A 19,955-nucleotide genomic window follows, 5' to 3' on the forward strand; every position below is an offset into this window, starting at 1 on the left:
ATTATGCAGGAATTTCTTTAGAAACAATTTTGGCACTGGCCAAACAGAGTGGTATTCCACCTCCTGGGTGAACGCTTCCGCCAACAAAATACAAGTTCTTTACGCCTTTAAGAAAATTCGGATGTCTTAAAAATGCAGAAAACATAGAATTCGATGAATTGCCATACAGTGCTCCCCCTTTACTAAGTGTGTTTTGCTCAATGGTTATTGGCGAAGCGATTTTCTCGTGTTCGATATAGTCTTCAATGTTTGTTTTAAGACACTTGTTGATTTTAGTAATGATATTTTTTTTGGTCGTACGTATCAGTTCATCCCAATTCTCCTTACTATTTGAAGGTGCGTTAACCATTACGAACCAGTTTTCACAATTTTTCGGTGCATCAATTTTTACCATTTTTGAACTAACAAAAATATAGATAGTAGGATCGGTATCAATGGTTTTTTTTGAAATAGATTCTCAAACTCTTCTTTATAATCACCACTGAATAGAATGTTATGCAAATCTAACTCTGGAAACTCTTTATTTACTCCCCAGTAGAATACCAGCGCAGATGATGAAGGTTCTAAGCGATTGAATCGCTTTTTTAACGGGTGATCCATCAGATTATTAATAACATAGCTGATATCTGAATCTGATACTACTGTATCGAATGCTAATGCCTTATCCCCAACGCTTATCCCAACAGCTTTTTTGTTTTTTACATCGATGGATGTAACCAATGAATTAAAATTAAAACGGACGCCTTTTTTTAGGGCAAGCTCATAAATGTGCCGCACAATAGCATACATCCCTTGTTCGGGAAAATAGGTTCCCAGATTATTTTCAAGATGTGCTATTACGTTAAGCGTTGCAGGTGCTTTGTACGGATTAGAGCCATTGTAAGTGGCATACCTATCAAACAATTGAATAAGCAATGGGCTTTTAAAATTGCCCTTGTTATCACCATGCATGGTTTTGTAAAAGCGAATCTTTTGAACCTGCAACAGGGATTTCAAAACTGAAAACTTCAATAAATTCTTGACTTTATGCAAGGAGTTAAAAAGGAAGATATCAGCCGTGATTTTGTATATTGATGACGCGCGCTTAAAATATTTAGTGATATTGGAAGGATCTTCTCCTAGTTTTTGAACACATTCATCGGCGAATTTTTGTTGATCGGACCAAGCGATTAGATTTTCTCCACTGTTGTAGAAATACTTGCATATTACCTCAAGCTTTTTGTAAGCAAAAGTTGATGGAATAGTTTCACCTGCGGCACTATAAAGTTCCTCCACCAATTCTGGTAACGTAAATAAAGACGGACCGGTATCGAATCGATAACCTTCCATATGAATCTCACTAATTTTTCCACCGGGAGAGGCATTTTTTTCAAATACCGTTACTTCATGTCCTTTGGATGCCAATCTACAAGCAGTGGCTAAGCCCCCAATTCCGGCACCAATCACGGCAATCTTCATACGTTTTTGGACTTTTTAAATCTCATTTCAAAAATATGGGTTAGCGCCAATGGTGATAAAAGCAATGAGAAATTATAAAACATATCTTCAATCGGAATTGAAAAAATACGAATTCCCAAAATTGCTTGAGGATTGTAATCAAATACAGCTTGTTCAATTCCCGTACCCGTTAAGATTCCGTTTATAATAAAAAATGGGATGAGTAAAATCGGATATATGGCTAAATAGTATTGCACAACTTCTTTGGCAAAAAAATAACTCAGTAAAAGTATTGCCGGTAAAACAAGGAAAACGACAAAAGTATAGGCAAAATCCCTATATAATAATGACATTATAATGGACACTACTACTAGTAACTGCGTTAAAAATTTTGTCCATTGTTCATTCAGCTTGAATCTTGGAAAATGGAATTGTACTGCGTAAAACGAGAAAGCACAAGCATACGGAATGACAACAAAAAACAAGTATTCTTCTAAAGGAAGCTTATTTATATAAATACCCGAATTATAGATCGGGTTGAAGAACCAGTAGCCTTGATGGGTAAAGATAACATCCCAAATGACGAAAACAACCATCGTTATTAAGATTGCAGGAAGCAAGAATTTCCAACGGGTATAGAGCCCAAGGTTTTTCTCGAAACTCAAAGCTAAAGGCCCAGCGAGTGAAATAATAAGTATGATCAAATAGAGTGACATAGTTCGTGATTTTCTTGTATGCTATGCCAGTGGAAGTTTATTGGTGATGTAGTTAGAGATCAGTGCCGAAATCTTCAGCCTGTTAGATATTGGAATTCGCTCATTCAGTAATTCCGCTAAAGGTGTATAATTTATGTTAGTCGCAAGTTTACTGTAATAAAGATAGGCTACATACACTTCACTTTTTTTTGAATTGTTAGACAGTAACTTGACTTCTTCTAATGCAACTCTGAAATCTTTTGCGAAAATAGTAATCTTTTTCAAACTCGCCTCTTTATTAAATAGGCGCCCACACTATTCTACAAAACTTTCTAAGTGTGGTTTAGTTAGCCTTAGCGTTTAAGGGGACGACCTATTTTGAGTTGCTGAATAAGCCCTACACCACTTAAATTTAAAATAGTTGTATTCTACAAATACACAAGGCACCCACTCTACCTTTGTGGTATCATGAGATTATGGTTTACCCCGATAATGTCTGCCGCGCATTTTGTTTTTGCTATGCTTATGCTACTAACCGTATATTTCTTTATTGGCGTGCTGTTTGAGGAACGAGATCTAAGGGCAGCTTTTAAAGAAAGTTATCGTGTATATGACAAAGACACCTGTGACGATTCCTTTTACAAAAAGAAGGGTGAAATAAATTAACAACCTATTGCTAACTCTATGCAAGCCATGGCGGGGTTTTATCTCTTCTATGGCTTCCTTTTTATTTATTAACTTCGGGCTATCACAGAAACTGCGTCAGTGCACCAACTCCCCCACCGTTGACGCAAAGGCTTACAACGTACCGTAGCCTAACTATCACTTGGTATATAAATCAGAAATCGATAAAAATCAATTAGCAATCATCAATCAAAAAAATTACAACTATGAAAAACAAGGTCTTTATCATACTAGCCATACTATTCCTTCAATCCTGTGGAAAAGAACCTAAAACCAATCCCGCACTCGATAACATCAAAAAGGTTGAAACAGGTCTCACGACACCCATATATATTGTGGGAGACTCCACATGGACAATTGAAGAACGTATGGAGCATTACGGCGTGCCCGGAGTTAGTATCGCCGTCATACACAATGGGGAAATTGAATGGAAAAAAACCTATGGCTTTGTGGATAAAGAGCGTACAGCTCCTATCACTGAAAACACACTTTTTCAGGCCGCTTCCATCAGTAAACCCGTGACCGCTTACGGGGCCTTAACGCTCGCAGAACAAGAAAAAGTAGCCTTAGAAGAAGACATCAATACCTATTTAAAATCTTGGAAATTGCCAGACAATGAATTTACCAAAGACAAAAAGGTGACCATAAAAAATCTGCTCAATCATTCCGCAGGTATCACCGTTCATGGCTTTTTAGGGTATAGTACTGATTTACCGGTACCCACGCTGGTCGAGGTATTGAATGGCACACCTCCTGCCAATTCACCCCTAGTGTTGTAGATAAAATACCGGAGGAAAGTTTTCGGTATTCCGGCGGAGGTTATAATATCGTTCAGCAAATGATGATCGATGTTGAAGGTAAACCCTTCCCCCAAATTATGGACGAATTGGTACTTCGACCCTTGGAAATGAATAATAGCACCTACAACCAGCCCCTTACCAAAGCACAAGTAACAATGGCCGCAACGGGGTATTTGCCAGATGGCAGTATGGTAAAAGGCAAAAGACATACCTACCCTGAAATGGCACCGGCAGGTTTATGGACCACCGCTACCGATTTGGCAAAATTTGCGATCAACATGCAAAAGACACTGAAAGGTAATAGTGAAAAAGGTCTTTCTAAAGAAATGACCACAACAATGCTCACCCCTTTTGTGGCAGATTTTATAGGATTGGGAATTTTTATCAATAAAAAGAAAGAGGAAATGTACTTTGGGCACGGCGGATGGAATGAAGGATTTTCCAGTGAGTTGACCGCTCACAAAGACAAGGGTTATGGCGTGGTCGTACTGACCAACGCCAATCAACCCAACTTTATTTCTGAAGTTATCCGTTCTGTTGCCCTTGCCTATGATTGGGACAACTATGTGCCCGTATATGAGAAAATGGAAGTTGAGCCAGCTACTATAGCTGAAATTGGCGGCCGGTATCTTATTAATGGCAATAGAATATTGGAAGTATATCAAAACAACGATCAACTCTTGGGCAAAGAATTGGGTGAAGAACCGAAAGAAATGATCAAAATTTCCGATAGCAGCTATGTCAGAAGGGATACCGAATTCCGCTTTCAATTCAAACCGAATTCCGAAAATAAGACCATGAATATGGTAGTGCTAAACGCCAATGACGGAACCACGGTTTCAACGTTAACTAGGATGGATGATGATAAAAAAATGCCCATCGAACTGCTCGTTGCTGGTAATTTCGATGAATCACTTGAGGCGTATCAAGCATTACAGAAGGAAGATGAAAATGACCCTACCGTTAATGAAAACATGCTTAATGACGTAGGATATCATTTTTTGGGCAATGATCAAACGAAGATCGCACAAGATGTTTTCAAAGTGAACATGATGCTCTATCCTGATAGTTTCAATGTTTATGATAGTTACGCGGAAGCAGCTATGAAAATGGGAGAAAATGATTTGGCCATTGAAAATTATAGGAAATCCTTAGCACTCAATCCTGAAAATAGCAATGCTAAGGAAATGCTTAAGGAATTACAACAAAGCAATTAAACTAACTCTTTGATAAAGTCAAAATTTCGATTACCACCTCCCCAGCCGACGTACTCCCACTCCGAAAGGAAAATGAAGATTCCAAAGCTGGAATTCGAATTGAATCAAGAAATATAGTAATTTGTAATGATAACCAAAAATCTTAAGAGGAACCTACCCAAATATTAATCACGCCAATACTATTTGACTATGTATACTATCAAGTCTTTGCGATTACCCATTTCATTATTTTACCTTGTCTCCATGCTCATTATGGGCTGCAATCAACCAAAAAAAACCGCGGATGCCGATAAACAAGAAAATCTGGTAAACGTAGAAGATTGGCCCACCATCAAACCGCTACCTCTAAACCCTACGATCGAAGCACAAATTGATTCCATATTGCCCAAACTGACCTTGGAACAAAAAGTAGGTCAGGTGATTCAAGCCGACAATGCATCGGTCACTCCTGAAGATGTTAAAAAATATCGTTTGGGATCCGTGCTCAGCGGGGGCAACTCGGCCCCGGGTGAATTACCTTATGCCGATACCAAAAAATGGTTGGCGCTGGCCGATGAATATTACAATGCGTCCATCGATTCAGAAGGCGTTGAAGTTGCCATACCCTATATATGGGGCATCGATGCCGTACATGGTCATGCGAACCTTTCCGGTGCCATCGTCTTTCCGCATAGTGTTGGGCTGGGTGCCATGCGAAACCCGGACCTTATCGAGAAAATTGCAGCGGTGACCGCTCACGAACTTACGGTTTCCGGTCACGATTGGACCTTTGCACCGACCTTGGCCGTACCGCAAGACCTACGCTGGGGTAGAAGCTATGAAGGCTTCTCAGAAGACCCGGCAATCGTCAAGTCCTACTCAGATCGTATTGTCTACGGACTGCAAGGCCGTGTTGGGGAAGAGGATTTTATGGGAGCGGGTCGCGTGATTTCCAGCGCTAAGCATTTTCTTGCTGACGGAGCGACGGAAAAAGGCGTTGATCAAGGGGATGCCAAAATTAGTGAAGTAGAATTACGGGATGTACATGCGGCCGGTTACTACAGTGCCATACCCGCCGGCGTGCAAACGGTGATGGCCTCTTTTTCAAGCTGGCAAGGTAGGAAGCTCCACGGCGACAAAGAACTGTTGGCCGATATCTTAAAGGGGCAACTCGGGTTTAACGGCTTTGTGGTAGGCGACTGGAACGGTCACGGTCAAGTGCCGAACTGTACGAATACCGATTGTCCGCAGTCCTTAAATGCAGGTCTTGATATGTTTATGGCTCCAGACAGCTGGAAAGGTCTATATGAAAGCACCTTGGAACACGTAAAAAATGGAACCGTCCCCATGGAACGATTGGATGATGCCGTGCGCCGTATCCTGCGTGTAAAAATCGCGTCGGGCATATTCACAAAAGGTGCACCGAGCACGCGTAAAAACGCAGGGGATGAAAGTCTTTTGGCACTTCCTGAAAACAGGGCCATTGCAAGACAGGCTGTACGCGAGTCCATGGTTTTGCTCAAGAACAATGGAGGTGTATTGCCCTTGGATGCATCGAAAACCATCATGGTGGTGGGTGATGGTGCAAACAGTATTTCCAAGACCTGTGGAGGTTGGACGCTGTCATGGCAAGGTACGGGCCATACGAACGATGAATTTCCGAATGGTGAGTCGATACTTGATGGCATCAAAGAAGCGGTCAAGGAAGCTGGAGGCAAGGTGATTTTTTCAGCGAACGCAGATTCGAACGAAACGGCCGATGCGGTGATTGCGGTATATGGTGAAGATCCTTATGCGGAATTCCAAGGTGACCTCGAAAATCTCGATTTCGTTCCCAACGGTTTTGATGTCAGCAAACTTGCCAAATTTCGAAGAAAAGGTATTCCGGTTGTGTCCGTTTTTCTATCCGGCCGGCCCTTATGGAGCAACCCTGAAATAAACCAATCGGACGCCTTTGTCGCTGCATGGTTACCGGGCACCGAAGGAGGTGGACTCTCGGATTTGCTGTTCCAAAGAGACCCATCGTATGATTTTACCGGGCGTTTGTCCTTTTCTTGGCCAAGTAGTGCGGTGGTGCCCGAAGACAAAGCACAACAACCGGAAGCTTTGTTTCGGTTAGGGTATGGACTGGATTATAAAAGCAATACCATAGTTGATCAACTTTCAGAAAACCCAGGTTTGGAAAATATTGAGACAGCTTCAGCGGGTAAATTTTACAGCAAAGGGGCTCCCGTTGCCCCATGGGCCCTGTGGCTAAATTCAGGAGACTTGAAAAAACAAGTAGCTAGCTTTCCGACCTCCGTGAGCGGACTCGTTATCAGCAAAACCGACCACGAAGCGCAAGAAGATGCGCTGCGCATAAAATGGACAAAATCAGGCAATGACCAGGTTCGGGTGAGTACGACTTCGCCCACCGATATGTCACGTCAAGCCAATGGCGCAATGGAACTGACATTCTCGGCAAAATCATTTACAGACAACCATGCGGCCGTCAGAATTGGCATGGGGTGCAATGAAGATCCATCTTGTGACCAAACGGTCGATATTAGCATAATAGGGAATGCCTGGAAAGAATATCGTATCAGCCTGAGCTGCTTTGCCAATCTCGGTGTCGACATGAGCAAAATTAGCACGGCATTTCTGATTACGGCTGGTGAAGGCGTAGATATCGGAATGAGCAATATTCGCTTGGAATCGGACATTGATGCGAAACCTGGCTGTGACGGCAAGTAGCTGATTTTTGGTTTATAGGCATTACAAAGGGTATACAGCCTTACGGATTTCCAAATGTTAGAGGGTATAAACTACTCTAAAGGTCACAAATCGTGGCTGTATAAAGGTTTCTGAAGTGAAAACCGATAGGTTGTTCGCATTGTTTCTAACCTGTGAATCAATATCCAATAAATTCGTGGCTTTCAGTTCATATTCCCATTTAGCATTCCTGTCCTTTCGGTAGGCCAGGGAAGCATCCCAGTTTTGGAACGACTGCGAACTACCGGTACCCAAATCTTGATTGGTATAGGTGTATTCTGTACGGAAGGTGACCGATTTCCAGATATAGGCATCGAACTCCACCGAAGGTGCATTTGTAACGAACTTGGTCTCACGGTTGCCCTGATTATTATTGGTCACACTATAGCGATACGTCAGGTTAATGTTAGGTGCCACTTTGAAATTCGTACGTATACCGGGGGTATAGGTCTGTGTGTAGCCCTCATTCAATGATTGTTGGCCCTGAATGAACTGATTGATTTTACTGTAATTAAAATTAGCGTTCAGGCTTGCCCTTACCTTACCAAAGGTGCGTTGTACACGCCCGAAGAAACTAACATTTTCATCCGCAAAATTCGAATTGAAAAAGGTACTGGTTCGAATCACATTCTCGAAATTGGTCAAACTTCGTATCTGATCGATATTGCTAGTGTATGCGGCCCTAGCGAACACATTGGTATAATTAAAGAGATTGAAGCTGCTGTAAAACAGACTTACATTGTGCGATAAGGCATTCTGAAGGTCCGGCTCCCCGAATTGAATGCTGTTGAAATTATTCAATACTAACCCTTGTGCCAGTCTTGTGACGTCTGTGAATTGATTTCGCATGTTGTAACGAAAGGTCAGCGATTCACTCTTTTTAAAATCGATTCGCGTTTCGAAATCCGGCAAAAACCGGAAGAAATTATCCTCGAAGGTTTCCCCAGCTTGGGTATTCTTGTTTCCGTAAGCATGAAGTGAAAATCCGGGTGTTATCGTAAATTTTCCAGTTTTCAAACGATAATGTACTCCCAAATACACATCGCTAAACGTGTATTCTGTATCGTTGGTGGCCCGTCCTTCATTAAAGGCCGGTGTCGGATTGAACCGCGACCCGTCACCTAAGAGCTGAAAAATGTTTGAATTGAACTCTTGCCGACAAAAAATAGTTCCTAGCGTGAGATTTAGGTTACTTTTCTGATTAAGGAGGTTGTAATAATCCAACTTGGCATCCAATTGATTGGATTGAATACGCCGGTTCTGAGCTAGGTCGTAATTCATGAGGGAGGTGTCGAGCCCTAAAGCATCTGCCGTCGTATCAAAAGCGTCTTCGCCATTAGGGTCGTTCTGCAAAAGGGCATTGTAAAATGGGTCTTCGTCTTTTAGCAAATGTTGTGCCTCAAAAGCGAAAATATTATTTTCATTAAGGGTGTAGTAGTAATTTAAATTTTGATTTATGCTATAGGGTTTGACTTCCTCTACCTGTGTTGTGTTGCCGATAACTGAGGAAAAATTAGTTTGATTTTGCGAATCGTTCGATGTGCGCCCTAACACATCATAATTCAATTGATTATTGACATCTGGTTGATAGGATGCGCTGAGTTTCACCAAGACCTGATTGGAACGTTCCCTACTGGATTGTTCCGTAGTTTCATCGGGAATACCAAAATCTGGATTCGTATATTGTACAAAGCTCGTTTCCCGAGAAAGAATACGACTACTATTGTATATCAGGAAGCCGCTTAAATCGAGTGCCTTGTTCGGGGAATAGCTAAAATTACCCGTCGCCAGTTTGTTTTCGATTTCAAGGGCATTATTCTGATTCGTTAAGAAATTCAAACTGTTGTCCCCAAGGTTGATATCGGTTCCACTGCTGTTGCTCGGCGCCCTGAAACCGCCCCCAAAACCCCTAATATCACGTCGTGTCAAGGCCGCCTCGCCCGTATTATTCAAATCTCCTATGAAATTCAGCGTGTATTTCGAACTGTAATAAAATAATTTGGGTTGTACGATATAGAGTTCATTATCAGGGGCGGCACCAGCTCCTGCAGTAATATCCCCAAACCAAAAATTTTCTTTTCCTTCTTTGAGTTTGATATTCAAAGCCACATTATCTTGATTATTCCGCACACTGCTCATCTGACCAACCTCGGAATAATTTCGAAGTACTTGAATCTTATCCACCGCTTTGGACGGAATATTCTTGGTCGCTAATTTTGTATCCCCATCAAAAAAATCCTTTCCATTGACCATCAACTTATTGACGACCTTACCCTCTACCTCTACCTGACCGTCCTCATTGATTTCGACGCCTGGTAGATTTTCCAGCACATCTTCCAACTTTCGTTCGGTACCTGTGTTAAAGGAATCAGCGTTGTATACCAAGGTATCCCCTTTGACATTCACAGGCATTTCATAAACAACCTCTACCCCGTCCAAGGCATTTTCAGGTTCAAGTACATAGTCTTTTTTGATATCGTTTTCTTGTGTGGAAAGAATCTCTGTGAACGTTTTCATGCCCACATAACTGATCTGTATCTGGTACGTCCCATTTTTTCCTAACTCGAGTTTGTATTTACCCGTTGCATCGGTAATTCCATAAGACTCCAAACTTCCGGTTTCTTGATCGATGGCGATGACATTGGCAAGTTCAAAAGGTGCGTTCAAGCTGTCTTTGACCACCCCTTCGAATGTAATTTGACCATAGGAAGTAAGGGCTACAAAGTAGCGCAATAAAGGGTAGTTTTTTCATTAGGAAGTCTTACCTGTAAGTCTGGAAAGTAGTTCTCGACTGCACTATCGACCGGGTCTTCTTCTTCCGCGATTGTTTCTCATTTCTAGCATTTTGCCCTGAATGGTCGATCTGTAGTCTGTTTTGGTTATTTCGTTCCCTTTATCTGGGGCCTCAATCGTAATTTTCTCTTGTGGGTTCATGACAATCTTAGCACAAAGCATGGTAGTATTACCCGCACTTACTTCTAGAATTAGGCCAGGGAGTCCCCAATATTCAGCTGGCCCGTGACCTACGGGTATTTGAGGGGTATACCAAGCTTCCACTTCGGTCATTTTTATCTCAGGTACCTCAGAAGTGGTATTTGCAGCGTCCTCTTTATTTTCATCTTCTCTTAAATCTCCCCATGAAAAATCGTACCAGGTCAATTCGGACGTTGGTACGACAGCGGTGGCCTTAAAGCATAGGTACTGCCCGATTTGCTTAGACTCTTTGCCCATTTGCCATTGAATATCCTGTAATTTGTCCTTGACCAAAAAGCGTTTTCCATAGAATTCTTGACTCTGCACCAACGCATTTTCCTTTACGTTTTTGTATTGCTCTCCCCTTGCGAAATTCTTTCCCCAAGAATCCGTGGCGCCCGACATAGCATCTAACTTGTTCTCTTCCTTGAAAATTGACTCTTCCTTATTGAAGGTTAATATGTAGGTCTTTTCCAACCTGTTTTTGAGACGCGCTTGTACATCTTTTTTCTGTGCTTCGCTCATTCTTGCCCCCCAACTACCGAGCTCCATTTTTGATTTGGAAAAATAAAAAGCTTGCCCTTGAAATTCTTGGGCTTCTGGTTTAAAGGAAAATAAAAATAGAATGGAAAGAAGACCAATTTTAAATAGTATTGATTTCATGCTGATGGTTCAATTTATTTTGTTTAACGAATATAATTAAAGTTTAAACAGTTTGAGGTTGTTTATCAAAAGATTAACACTATCGCGATTATCAAATATCTAAAGCCTTCTATAAACCAGCCTAATGGTAGTACAATGGTCATACCATTGAACCGTCTATTATTTTAAAGAAGGTCTGAACACTCTTCTTGAAATAACATAAAAAAAGGCTTGCCCGTGGCAAGCCTTTTTTTATCAACGGGGTTCAAAATTATATGTCCTCGGCCAACCAAGCTTTCATCATCCAAACGGTTTTTTCCTGTTCGGTGATAAAATCGCTCATCATCGAGTTGGTGCCTTCATCGTTTGCAGCATCAGAAGCATCCAAAATTTTTCTTTCGGTGACTAACAATTCAGTCAATGAGTCAACGATCAATCGAATGGCGTCTTCGTCCCGTGTCACATTTTTCCCCACAGGAACTTTAGAATGCTCGATATAATCTTTAAAGGTATGCTCGGGCACGCCACCTAAGGTAAGTATACGTTCGGCGACCATATCGACCTTCAGATTGGCATTAGTATACAGTTCTTCAAACTTCACATGAAGATCAAAGAATCGCTTCCCTTTTATATTCCAGTGTATTCCCCTTAAATTTTGATAATAGGTTTGAAAATTAGCCAATAACGAATTCAAATCTTTACTCAGCTCTTTTGATTTTTGGGCATTCAGCCCTATACTGTTTGTTTTCATTTTATATTTTTTTGGTGTTCATTTTCTATAAACGAAATATGCCTCAAAGCTATTCCGTACTCCTGGAATCAATAATGATATTAATCATGTTACAAATTACGGCATAGGCCTTCAACTATAAATTTATTAAATATAAAATCCTTTTTAATATAAGTTTTATTGATAGTTTTTATATTTTTATAATTCAAAATTATATAGTATGACCATTACCCAATTACAATATGTGTTAGCCGTAGCCGAGTACCAGAATTTCACCCTGGCCGCTCGTAAAAGTTTTGTAACCCAACCTACCTTGAGCATGCAGGTACAAAAGCTCGAAGATGAACTTGATATACTTATTTTTGACCGGAGCAAAAAGCCTATCGGTATCACCGAAGTAGGTGAAAAAATAGTGGCCCAAGCAAAAAATATTGTAAATGAGGCCGAGCGAATCAAAGATATCGTAGATCAAGAAAAGGGGTTTATCGGAGGAGATTTTACCCTGGGTATCATTCCGACGATCATGCCCACGCTCTTGCCCATGTTCTTGAAAACCTTCATCAACAAGTACCCCAAAGTCAATCTTATCATTCGGGAACAAAGCACCGAAAGCCTGATTCGGAATATTCTGGAAGGGCACTTGGATGCCGCTATTGCCGCTACCCCTTTAGAAATTGAATTTATCAAAGAACGTCCCCTGTATTATGAGCCCTTTGTGGGGTACGTGCCAAAGAACCATCGTCTTGGAAAAGCAAAAAATTTAGACCCCAAAGATCTTGATATTTCCGATATCTTGTTATTAAAGGATGGACATTGTTTTCGAGACGGGGTAATCAACCTCTGCAATAGTACCAAAGACCGAAAGGATGAACATTTTCAACTGCAGAGCGGAAGTTTTGAAACCTTGGTAAATCTATCGAACGAAGGGTTGGGAATGACCTTGTTGCCCTATTTGAATACCTTGGAACTCGATACCGAAAAAAAACAGAACCTAAAATTTTTCAATAATCCGCCTCCAGCGCGCGAGGTAAGTCTTATCTACCACAAAAGCGAATTGAAAATACAGATTACAGATGCTTTGCGCGATGTAATTTCAGGGGTTGTTCGAGGGGCCATTGCCTTTCAGGATGTAAAAATTATCAGTCCGTTAGGCGGCAAATGACCTAGTCGATTCTATGAAGTGTAGTGGAGCATCCTTCGATACAAATTGTGGGGCCTATGGGTACGAACGTCACCAAATCGTCCTCAAAAGAGGTTCGTAACTCCCATTACACGTCCTCATTATCACGAATATAATTGAGCGTCAATACTACTTCCTCAAAAGTAAACGTGCCGGCAAAGTTGAGCGAGGTGTCCTTTTCGTAAACAAAGGTAAAAGTGCCATCCAATCCGAATGTATAGATACCACCGTTTTCGACGTCGTTCTCTATTTGCGGACCACCGATACTATAACTTTCCGATACGATCTGCCACGAACCTACTAGCTGGCCTGCATTTAACGGAACCGCGTTTTCTTGAACATCTTTGTCACACGATAAAAACAATAAAAGGACAATGGGAATAAAATACTTTTGCATACGAACATAGTCTTTGTTTTAAGATACCGAAAAAAGACAATGGTTGCTTGAGAGAAATTAAAAAAGCCACTTTTTCAAGTGGCTTTCGATTATACTTTTAAATAAATTAAACTTTCTTGTAATTCTGGTTTGTCAGTAATGAACTGCTGCAACCAGAGTTTTAGTTCTTCGATTTCATCGGGGAGCAAATTTGAAATCGCTTTTTTTACTTCCTTGCAAAATAACTTTGCATCGAAGCTTACTTTTTTGAGAACGGTTTTGGTGTACTCAAGCATAGCTCTAGCCATATTCCAAAATGTTATTAGATTAGTTGTACGTTGTTTAATACTATCGTAAAGTTAACCATCAAAAGATATATAATATTGTACCGGAGGCGTTAAAAATTAGATAAATTCGTGTTAAATTGGATAATATGCATGAAGTTACAAGAATTCCGAACCAAATCAAAACAAGCTTCGTATTTCTTAATGTATTGATAGCTTTATTAGTAACCTCTTGTTCCAGTACTAAAAAAATAATCCAAAAAGATATCTCAAGACTCATCAATTACAACGCATTTGAAAATCAATTCACGGGATTTTTATTGGTCGACCCGCAAAAAAAAGACACGCTTTTCAACCATAATGCCAACAAGTATTTTACCCCGGCAAGCAATACTAAAATCTTCACATTGCTTACGGCTTTGAAATCGCTACCGGAAAAAATTCCCTCTTTAAAATACATCACAAGAAACGATACCCTATTTATCGCAGGAACGGGCGATCCTAGTGCTTTGCATTCCTATTTTAAGGATTCTACCTCCATTGCCTTTCTAAAAAATCAAGGAAACATAGCCTTATATTTTGAGAATTTCCAGGAGGAAAAATATGGTCCGGGATGGGCTTGGGACGATTATCAGTATTACTATCAACCCGAACGTGGAAGTTTTCCGTTATATGGCAATGTGGTCACGCTGTTCAACAGTCCAGAAAAAAGTATCACTCCGGATTACTTTACGGATAGCATCATAAATCTGGATTATGCCCTAAACCGCGAAGCTGAAAAGAATATTTTTTATTATCCCGTCCAAAGAGAAGACACCCTAGAAATTCCGTTTCGTACGGACACCACCCTGACCCGCAGACTACTGGAGAAGCTACTTGATAAAAAAATCACCCATGCCACAACCATGCCAGCGGGCAAAAAATCGATTCTATATAGTGTTGCGACCGATTCCGTCTTAAAAAGAATGATGCATGAGAGCGATAATTTTTTAGCGGAACAATTGATGATCCTTTCCTCCTCGATGTTATCGGATACGCTCAATTTCGCAAAAGCGCGTGACCATATCCTTGAAAATGAACTCAACGGACTAGAACAACCCCCTAGGTGGGTAGATGGCTCCGGACTTTCGCGCTACAATCTGTTCACCCCAAAATCGATGGTGCAGGTCTTGTCGAAACTGTACGCTGAGGTATCTCGAGAACGTCTTTTGCACTTCTTCCCTGTGGGAGGAGTCAATGGAACATTGGAGCATTGGTACGGTGCCGACACGCCTTACGTCTATGCAAAATCAGGAAGTCTTGGCAACGTCTACTGCCTAAGCGGATATTTGCTCACCAAATCGGGTAAAACCTTGATTTTCAGTTTTATGAACAATCATTTTATGACGCCAAGTTCGGAGATAAAGCAACAGATGCAAGCAATTTTTCAGGGAATACGGGATGGATATTAAAGGTCGTCATTGCGAGGAGCAATACCTCCTGAAAGAGAGGTTTGGCGACGCGGCAATCTATTTGACTATTGAGACAGGTTCAACAGATTGCTTCGCTTCGCTCGCAATGACATTAAACGAATAACCCGTTCATAGCCGCATATTGCAACAAAATAATAGTCTTCGAATCATTGATCTCTCCCGACGCCATCATTTCCAAAGCTTTTATAAAGGGAATTTCCAAAACTTCGATATTCTCGGTCTCATCTTCGGCACCTCCGCCCTCCCCTACTTTCATGCGGTCTTCGTACGCGCCAACGAATAAATAGAGGATTTCGGTAACCGAACCGGGTGACATATAAGTCTCAAAAACCCGTTGTACATTATCGATCTGATAGCCCGTTTCTTCTTCGACCTCTTTTCTGATACAATCTTCCGGATTGTCGCCATCTAAAAGTCCTGCACAGACTTCAATCATCATGCCGTCTTCGTTGCCGTTCACATAGGTCGGCATCCTGAATTGTCGCGTTAAGACCACCGCACCCTTCCTTTTGTTGTACAACAGAATCGCCGCCCCGTTTCCACGATCATAGGCTTCACGATGTTGCGTTTCCCAACTGCTGTCATCTTTTTGATACTCGAACGTAAACTTGTTCAAGGTATACCAATTGTCGGAGAGCAGCTCTTTTTTGATGTTTCGGATTCGACTGTTTTTCATACGACAAAGATATAGACTGCGATTCGGTTTTAATACATACCTATTCCGCATTAATTGCTATCTTTCTCAACCAAGAGCGAACCAATTCCAACTATGAAACCAATCCTTTACCGACTGCTTATTCTTTTATTTTTTTGGTGTTCGACTGCATCATCACAACAACTTGGAACGCAATATATCGACGCCTGGAAACAATTTTATCCCTCAAAAGCACTTTCTAATGGCATGCGTCCATCAGTTTTTCAATATGAAGACTTTTCGGCAAAGCGGATTGCCGACTGGTTGGCTTTCAACGAAAAGATGCTGCAGCAATTGGATACGCCCAAATCCGATGAAATAGACCGAATCGATGCTCGGTTACTTCGGGTACAAGTTCAATCCGAAATTGATATATGGACGAAATTATCCACACAAACAAGTTCCCTAATACTATACAGCAGGGCCATTGCCAAAAGTTTGGAACCCGTCTTGAAGGCAGATTATCTGTTGGGCAACGAAAAAACCGAATTGATCTGTCAGCGGCTCGATGCGGTTCGTCAACTTTGTGAGGCGGCGAAAACAAATTTAACCCAAGTCACGGAAGACGATTTGGAAAAAGGTATTGCGCAGCTCAAATCTACATTGGAATTCTACAAAAATGACCTGTCGGAAAGCATTGAAAACGATAAATCAGTCGGCCCAGGTGAGAATTTCGAAATGTTGTTGCAAGCTGCCATTGATGGCCTCGAAAAGTTGCTGACATTTTCGGAATCGACATTACGAAAAAATACCAAACCATCTACGGATATCCTTGGACGAGACGAATATGCCCGACGATTAAAATTGTATACGGATAGCGAATTGACCCCTGAGGAACTTTCGAAAATGGCCTTGCAAGAAATTGAAACGGTAAGAAACCTCATGGTCGAGGTTTCAAAGAAGTATTTAAAAACCGAATATCCGAATAGTCCGATTCCCGATGACGCCAACGGATTGACCCTAAAAGCCTTGGCCGATATGGAAAAAGATGCACCTTTAAACGCCGCCGACTACCTTCAATTTTGGAACGAATTGGCCGACGCGGCAGTAGCCTTTATTGCCGAACACAACATCGCTACGCTCCCTAAAAACAAAACGCTCAGAATTGTTACTGCCCCCGAAAGTGCGGGTCCTGCTGCCCGTATCGGCTGGGTAGCAAGTGCGCCGCCCTTCGACCCCAATCCCATGACGACGCTGAATTTACCCTCCATTCCGGATACACTGCCCCAACAGGAACAAATCGATTTTTGGGCTTCCTTCAACCGACCTTTCAATCGTATGATCGTAATCCACGAATTGTTTCCGGGACATTATATGCAGCTGAAAATAAGTAGGGAAACCCCGCACCCCATCCGACTGTTATTTCCATATGGAATTTACATCGAGGGTTGGGCGACCTTCGCAGAAAAGGTGCTTCTAGATGCAGGTTGGGAAGCCGAAAACCCTTTGACCCTGCTCGCTCATTTGCGCAAACGATTGGAAAATGCTAATCGTGCCTATACTTCGGTACAAGTGCATTGCAAAGGTTGGAGCCAAGAACAAGTGATGCAATTCTCGACGGAAACCTCATTGTTGGCCCCGCAATTTGCCAAAAGTCTTTGGGGCCGGATCATGAATTCACCCATGCAGTTGACTTCCTATTATTTGGGTGGCGCTCAGTTTAGAGAACTGTTCGAAGCTGAAAAAGAGCGGCTGGGCGATGCTTTTGACCTGCAACACTTTATGGATACCGTCATGCGGGCGGGACCCATTCCCATAGATGAATTCTACGAACTATTCAAAAACTCAGCAACAAATTAGACTATGCAGCGATTCGAACTACAACCCGGCTATTCGATTTCAAGGGTTATCAAAGGAGGATGGCATTTGGCAGGTGGTCACGGAAACATCGCTGAAAATGTAGCAATCGAAGACATGCGGCAGTTTGTCAAAGCCGGCATTACCACCTTCGATTGCGCGGACATTTATACCGGGGTCGAAGAACTCATTGGAAAGTTCAGAAAAACCTACCAAGACGAATTTCGTTCAGGCGACCTTGCTCCCATACAGATTCATACCAAATATGTACCAGATTACAATGCGCTGGCGACCTCGAAAAAGGAAGATACCGTAAAAATCATCGATCGTTCGCTAAAGCGATTAGGCGTTGAACGACTCGACCTGGTTCAATTCGCATGGTGGGATTATAGCTTCCCCAAGTACGTCGAGACTGCAATACACTTATCGGAATTACAAAAGCAAGGTAAAATACAGTACATAGGGGTCACGAATTTCGATACAGCGCATATTAAAGAAATAATCGGTGCAGGAGTCACTATTTCTTCCAACCAAGTGCAATATTCGGTGCTCGACCGTCGTGTGGAAAAGGACATGACCACCTTGGCGGAAAAGCATAATATTCCGTATTTGTGTTACGGAACGGTGGCCGGAGGTTTTTTGAGCGACCGCTACCTCGGCGCCCAAGACCCCCCGCAACCTCATGAAAATCGTTCGTTGACCAAATACCGCTTGATCATCGATGAATTTGGCGGATACGCATTTTTTCAAGAAGCGCTTCGGGCACTTCGGGAAATTGCGGATCAATATCAAGTGGGAATCGCCGAAGTGGCCAGTAAATACATCCTGCAAAAACCGATGGTCGGCGGAGTCATTATCGGTGCGCGAAATCGGAAACACCTCAGCGCGCTACAAACACTAAACAACTTCGAATTGAGTGAAAACGATTTTAAAAAGATAGCGGAAATCGTTGCCCCAAGTCAAGGCCCGAAAGGACCGTTCTATGCTCTAGAACGTGACAAGACAGGAAAACACGGCTCCATTATGAAATACAACCTGAACGAAAGCTAGGCCCGTGAAAATCAATTCCCCAAAGGAGAACACACGTAGCATCCAGTTTTATGGAGGAGTATTTGGTGCGTTGTTGCCTTTCATCATTTTTATCATCGGCGTGGTGGTTATCGCCTTGTCAGGGGCACCCGATGAGCGCGGTTTTTGGCCCGTGTTGCTGTTGGCACTTGGGGTCGGACTTATTTTGGCCAAAAACCGTACGGACTTTTCGGAAACGGTCATTTCGGGCATGTCGCAACAAATTGTTATGATCATGATTACCGCTTGGATCTTGGCTTCCATCATCGGTATTTTAATGACCCTCACTGGTTTTGTAGAAGCCCTGATCCGGATTTCAAACCAGCTCAGTCTCAACGGCACAGGATTTGTTATTGCCACCTTTATCATTTGTTGTATCGTTTCGCTTTCCACGGGTTCTAGTTTCGCGACTATTTTAATCTGTAGTCCCTTGCTCTACCCTACTGGAGGGGTTCTAGGCGCACATTTACCTTCTTTGGCTGGGGCCATTATCGGTGGTGCCGCTTTTGGGGATTTTATCGCACCGATTTCCGATACGACCATCGCGAGTGCCTTATCACAAAATGCCAAAATCGGGGATGCCGTAAAAAGTCGTATCAAATATATCGTGCCAGCGGCACTTCTTGCCTTGGTCGGATATGCAATTACGGCTAGTTGGTTTAGTACGGAAGGTACGGCTGATGCATCTCTAATCACCGGCAGCCCAGCGGGACTACCCATGCTCCTGGTGCCCGCACTGATTATTTTTCTATTTTTAAAAGGAAAACATCTCTTGCACGGACTTTTATTCGGACTCCTTTTTGGAACGGTGCTAGGTCTCGCCTTGGGACTCCTGCAATGGGATCAAGTTCTTTCACTGGACCTCGAAAATTTCGCCGCAAAGAGTTTTGTCATCGATGGTATCAACCGGGCCGTGGGCATCAGTATTTTTACACTCTTATTAATGGGCCTCGTAGAAACCCTCAAAGCAAGCGGACTCCTAAACCGATTGGTGGATTTTGCCACACTGCGCACCCAAACCGAAAAACATGCCGAACTATGGATTTCAGCCGTAATGAGTATGGCCGTTTTATTGACGACCCATAGTATAGTCGCCATTTTAACGGTGGCCGATTTTACAAAAAAACAGGTAATCAGTGGCATATATCAAAAATCAGGCGCGCCAATCTGTTAAGC

18 protein-coding genes are annotated in these 19,955 nt (G+C 42.2%); 9 read left to right on the forward strand and 9 right to left on the reverse strand.

Going from position 1 to position 19,955, the window contains the following annotated elements; all coding sequences use genetic code 11:
• Position 1 precedes the first annotated feature (1 nt).
• Genes N8A86_RS01085 through N8A86_RS01095 form a run of 3 tightly spaced genes read right to left on the reverse strand, consistent with a single transcriptional unit; the run spans position 2 to position 2,153 of the window.
• Entirely contained in the window at positions 2–394 is a 393-nt protein-coding gene (locus N8A86_RS01085) for a phytoene desaturase family protein (RefSeq protein ID WP_273567385.1), read from the reverse strand.
• Positions 388–1,458 (reverse strand): phytoene desaturase family protein, encoded by a 1,071-nt coding sequence (locus tag N8A86_RS01090; RefSeq protein ID WP_273567386.1) that lies wholly within the window; start codon positions 1,456–1,458, stop codon positions 388–390. Before N8A86_RS01090 ends, N8A86_RS01085 begins: the two co-directional genes overlap by 7 nt.
• Positions 1,455–2,153 carry a lycopene cyclase domain-containing protein gene (locus tag N8A86_RS01095; protein WP_273567387.1) on the reverse strand — a complete coding sequence of 233 codons (699 nt, stop codon included), beginning with the start codon at positions 2,151–2,153 and terminating at the stop codon, positions 1,455–1,457. Before N8A86_RS01095 ends, N8A86_RS01090 begins: the two co-directional genes overlap by 4 nt.
• Positions 2,154–2,549: 396 nt before the next feature.
• Here N8A86_RS01095 and N8A86_RS21925 point away from each other — a divergent pair, with 396 nt between their 5' ends.
• From N8A86_RS21925 to N8A86_RS01110, 4 genes are all read left to right on the forward strand, one after another.
• Positions 2,550–2,798, forward strand: a complete 249-nt coding sequence (locus N8A86_RS21925; RefSeq protein WP_430682191.1) for a methyltransferase family protein — start codon at positions 2,550–2,552, stop codon at positions 2,796–2,798.
• Between the two features lie 224 nt (positions 2,799–3,022).
• A complete protein-coding gene (locus N8A86_RS01100) occupies positions 3,023–3,595 on the forward strand; it encodes a serine hydrolase domain-containing protein (RefSeq protein ID WP_273567388.1) in 573 nt (190 codons plus the stop codon).
• Positions 3,596–3,600: 5 nt separating this feature from the next.
• The gene (locus N8A86_RS01105; RefSeq protein WP_273569000.1) at positions 3,601–4,833 is read left to right on the forward strand and encodes a serine hydrolase; all 1,233 of its coding nucleotides are present in this window, start codon (positions 3,601–3,603) and stop codon (positions 4,831–4,833) included.
• Between the two features lie 189 nt (positions 4,834–5,022).
• Complete coding sequence (locus tag N8A86_RS01110) at positions 5,023–7,545, forward strand: glycoside hydrolase family 3 protein (protein WP_273567389.1); 2,523 nt, start codon at positions 5,023–5,025, stop codon at positions 7,543–7,545.
• 57 nt (positions 7,546–7,602) lie between these two features.
• Here N8A86_RS01110 and N8A86_RS01115 read toward each other — a convergent pair whose 3' ends face one another.
• The 3 genes from N8A86_RS01115 to N8A86_RS01125 form a co-directional block, all read right to left on the reverse strand.
• Positions 7,603–10,296, reverse strand: coding sequence for a carboxypeptidase regulatory-like domain-containing protein (locus N8A86_RS01115; protein ID WP_273567390.1), 2,694 nt, complete (start codon positions 10,294–10,296; stop codon positions 7,603–7,605).
• A 63-nt stretch (positions 10,297–10,359) separates the two neighbouring features.
• Complete coding sequence (locus tag N8A86_RS01120; RefSeq protein WP_273567391.1) at positions 10,360–11,199, reverse strand: GLPGLI family protein; 840 nt, start codon at positions 11,197–11,199, stop codon at positions 10,360–10,362.
• A 250-nt stretch (positions 11,200–11,449) separates the two neighbouring features.
• Positions 11,450–11,929 (reverse strand): Dps family protein, encoded by a 480-nt coding sequence (locus tag N8A86_RS01125; protein WP_273567392.1) that lies wholly within the window; start codon positions 11,927–11,929, stop codon positions 11,450–11,452.
• 199 nt (positions 11,930–12,128) lie between these two features.
• On the opposite strand from N8A86_RS01125, the gene N8A86_RS01130 reads away from it, so the two are divergent.
• A complete protein-coding gene (locus tag N8A86_RS01130) occupies positions 12,129–13,070 on the forward strand; it encodes a LysR substrate-binding domain-containing protein (protein ID WP_273567393.1) in 942 nt (313 codons plus the stop codon).
• A gap of 106 nt (positions 13,071–13,176) precedes the next feature.
• Here N8A86_RS01130 and N8A86_RS01135 read toward each other — a convergent pair whose 3' ends face one another.
• Both N8A86_RS01135 and N8A86_RS01140 read right to left on the reverse strand, forming a co-directional pair.
• Entirely contained in the window at positions 13,177–13,485 is a 309-nt protein-coding gene (locus tag N8A86_RS01135; protein WP_273567394.1) for a lipocalin-like domain-containing protein, read from the reverse strand.
• A gap of 89 nt (positions 13,486–13,574) precedes the next feature.
• Positions 13,575–13,772 carry a hypothetical protein gene (locus tag N8A86_RS01140; RefSeq protein ID WP_273567395.1) on the reverse strand — a complete coding sequence of 66 codons (198 nt, stop codon included), beginning with the start codon at positions 13,770–13,772 and terminating at the stop codon, positions 13,575–13,577.
• A 125-nt stretch (positions 13,773–13,897) separates the two neighbouring features.
• Here N8A86_RS01140 and N8A86_RS01145 point away from each other — a divergent pair, with 125 nt between their 5' ends.
• The gene (locus N8A86_RS01145; RefSeq protein ID WP_273567396.1) at positions 13,898–15,199 is read left to right on the forward strand and encodes a D-alanyl-D-alanine carboxypeptidase/D-alanyl-D-alanine-endopeptidase; all 1,302 of its coding nucleotides are present in this window, start codon (positions 13,898–13,900) and stop codon (positions 15,197–15,199) included.
• A gap of 112 nt (positions 15,200–15,311) precedes the next feature.
• Here N8A86_RS01145 and nudK read toward each other — a convergent pair whose 3' ends face one another.
• The gene (gene nudK, locus N8A86_RS01150; protein WP_273567397.1) at positions 15,312–15,896 is read right to left on the reverse strand and encodes a GDP-mannose pyrophosphatase NudK; all 585 of its coding nucleotides are present in this window, start codon (positions 15,894–15,896) and stop codon (positions 15,312–15,314) included.
• Between the two features lie 93 nt (positions 15,897–15,989).
• Here nudK and N8A86_RS01155 point away from each other — a divergent pair, with 93 nt between their 5' ends.
• From N8A86_RS01155 to N8A86_RS01165, 3 genes are read left to right on the forward strand one after another with little or no spacing between them, the layout of a single operon-like run.
• Positions 15,990–17,714, forward strand: a complete 1,725-nt coding sequence (locus tag N8A86_RS01155; RefSeq protein ID WP_273567398.1) for a DUF885 domain-containing protein — start codon at positions 15,990–15,992, stop codon at positions 17,712–17,714.
• Positions 17,715–17,717: 3 nt separating this feature from the next.
• Positions 17,718–18,761: an aldo/keto reductase gene (locus tag N8A86_RS01160; protein ID WP_273567399.1), complete on the forward strand. Its 1,044-nt coding sequence runs from the start codon at positions 17,718–17,720 to the stop codon at positions 18,759–18,761.
• Between the two features lie 4 nt (positions 18,762–18,765).
• Complete coding sequence (locus tag N8A86_RS01165) at positions 18,766–19,953, forward strand: Na+/H+ antiporter NhaC family protein (RefSeq protein ID WP_273567400.1); 1,188 nt, start codon at positions 18,766–18,768, stop codon at positions 19,951–19,953.
• Positions 19,954–19,955: the final 2 nt, after the last annotated feature.

It is taken from the genome of Maribacter halichondriae, from assembly GCF_027474825.1.
GTDB classification, from domain to species: domain Bacteria; phylum Bacteroidota; class Bacteroidia; order Flavobacteriales; family Flavobacteriaceae; genus Meishania; species Meishania halichondriae.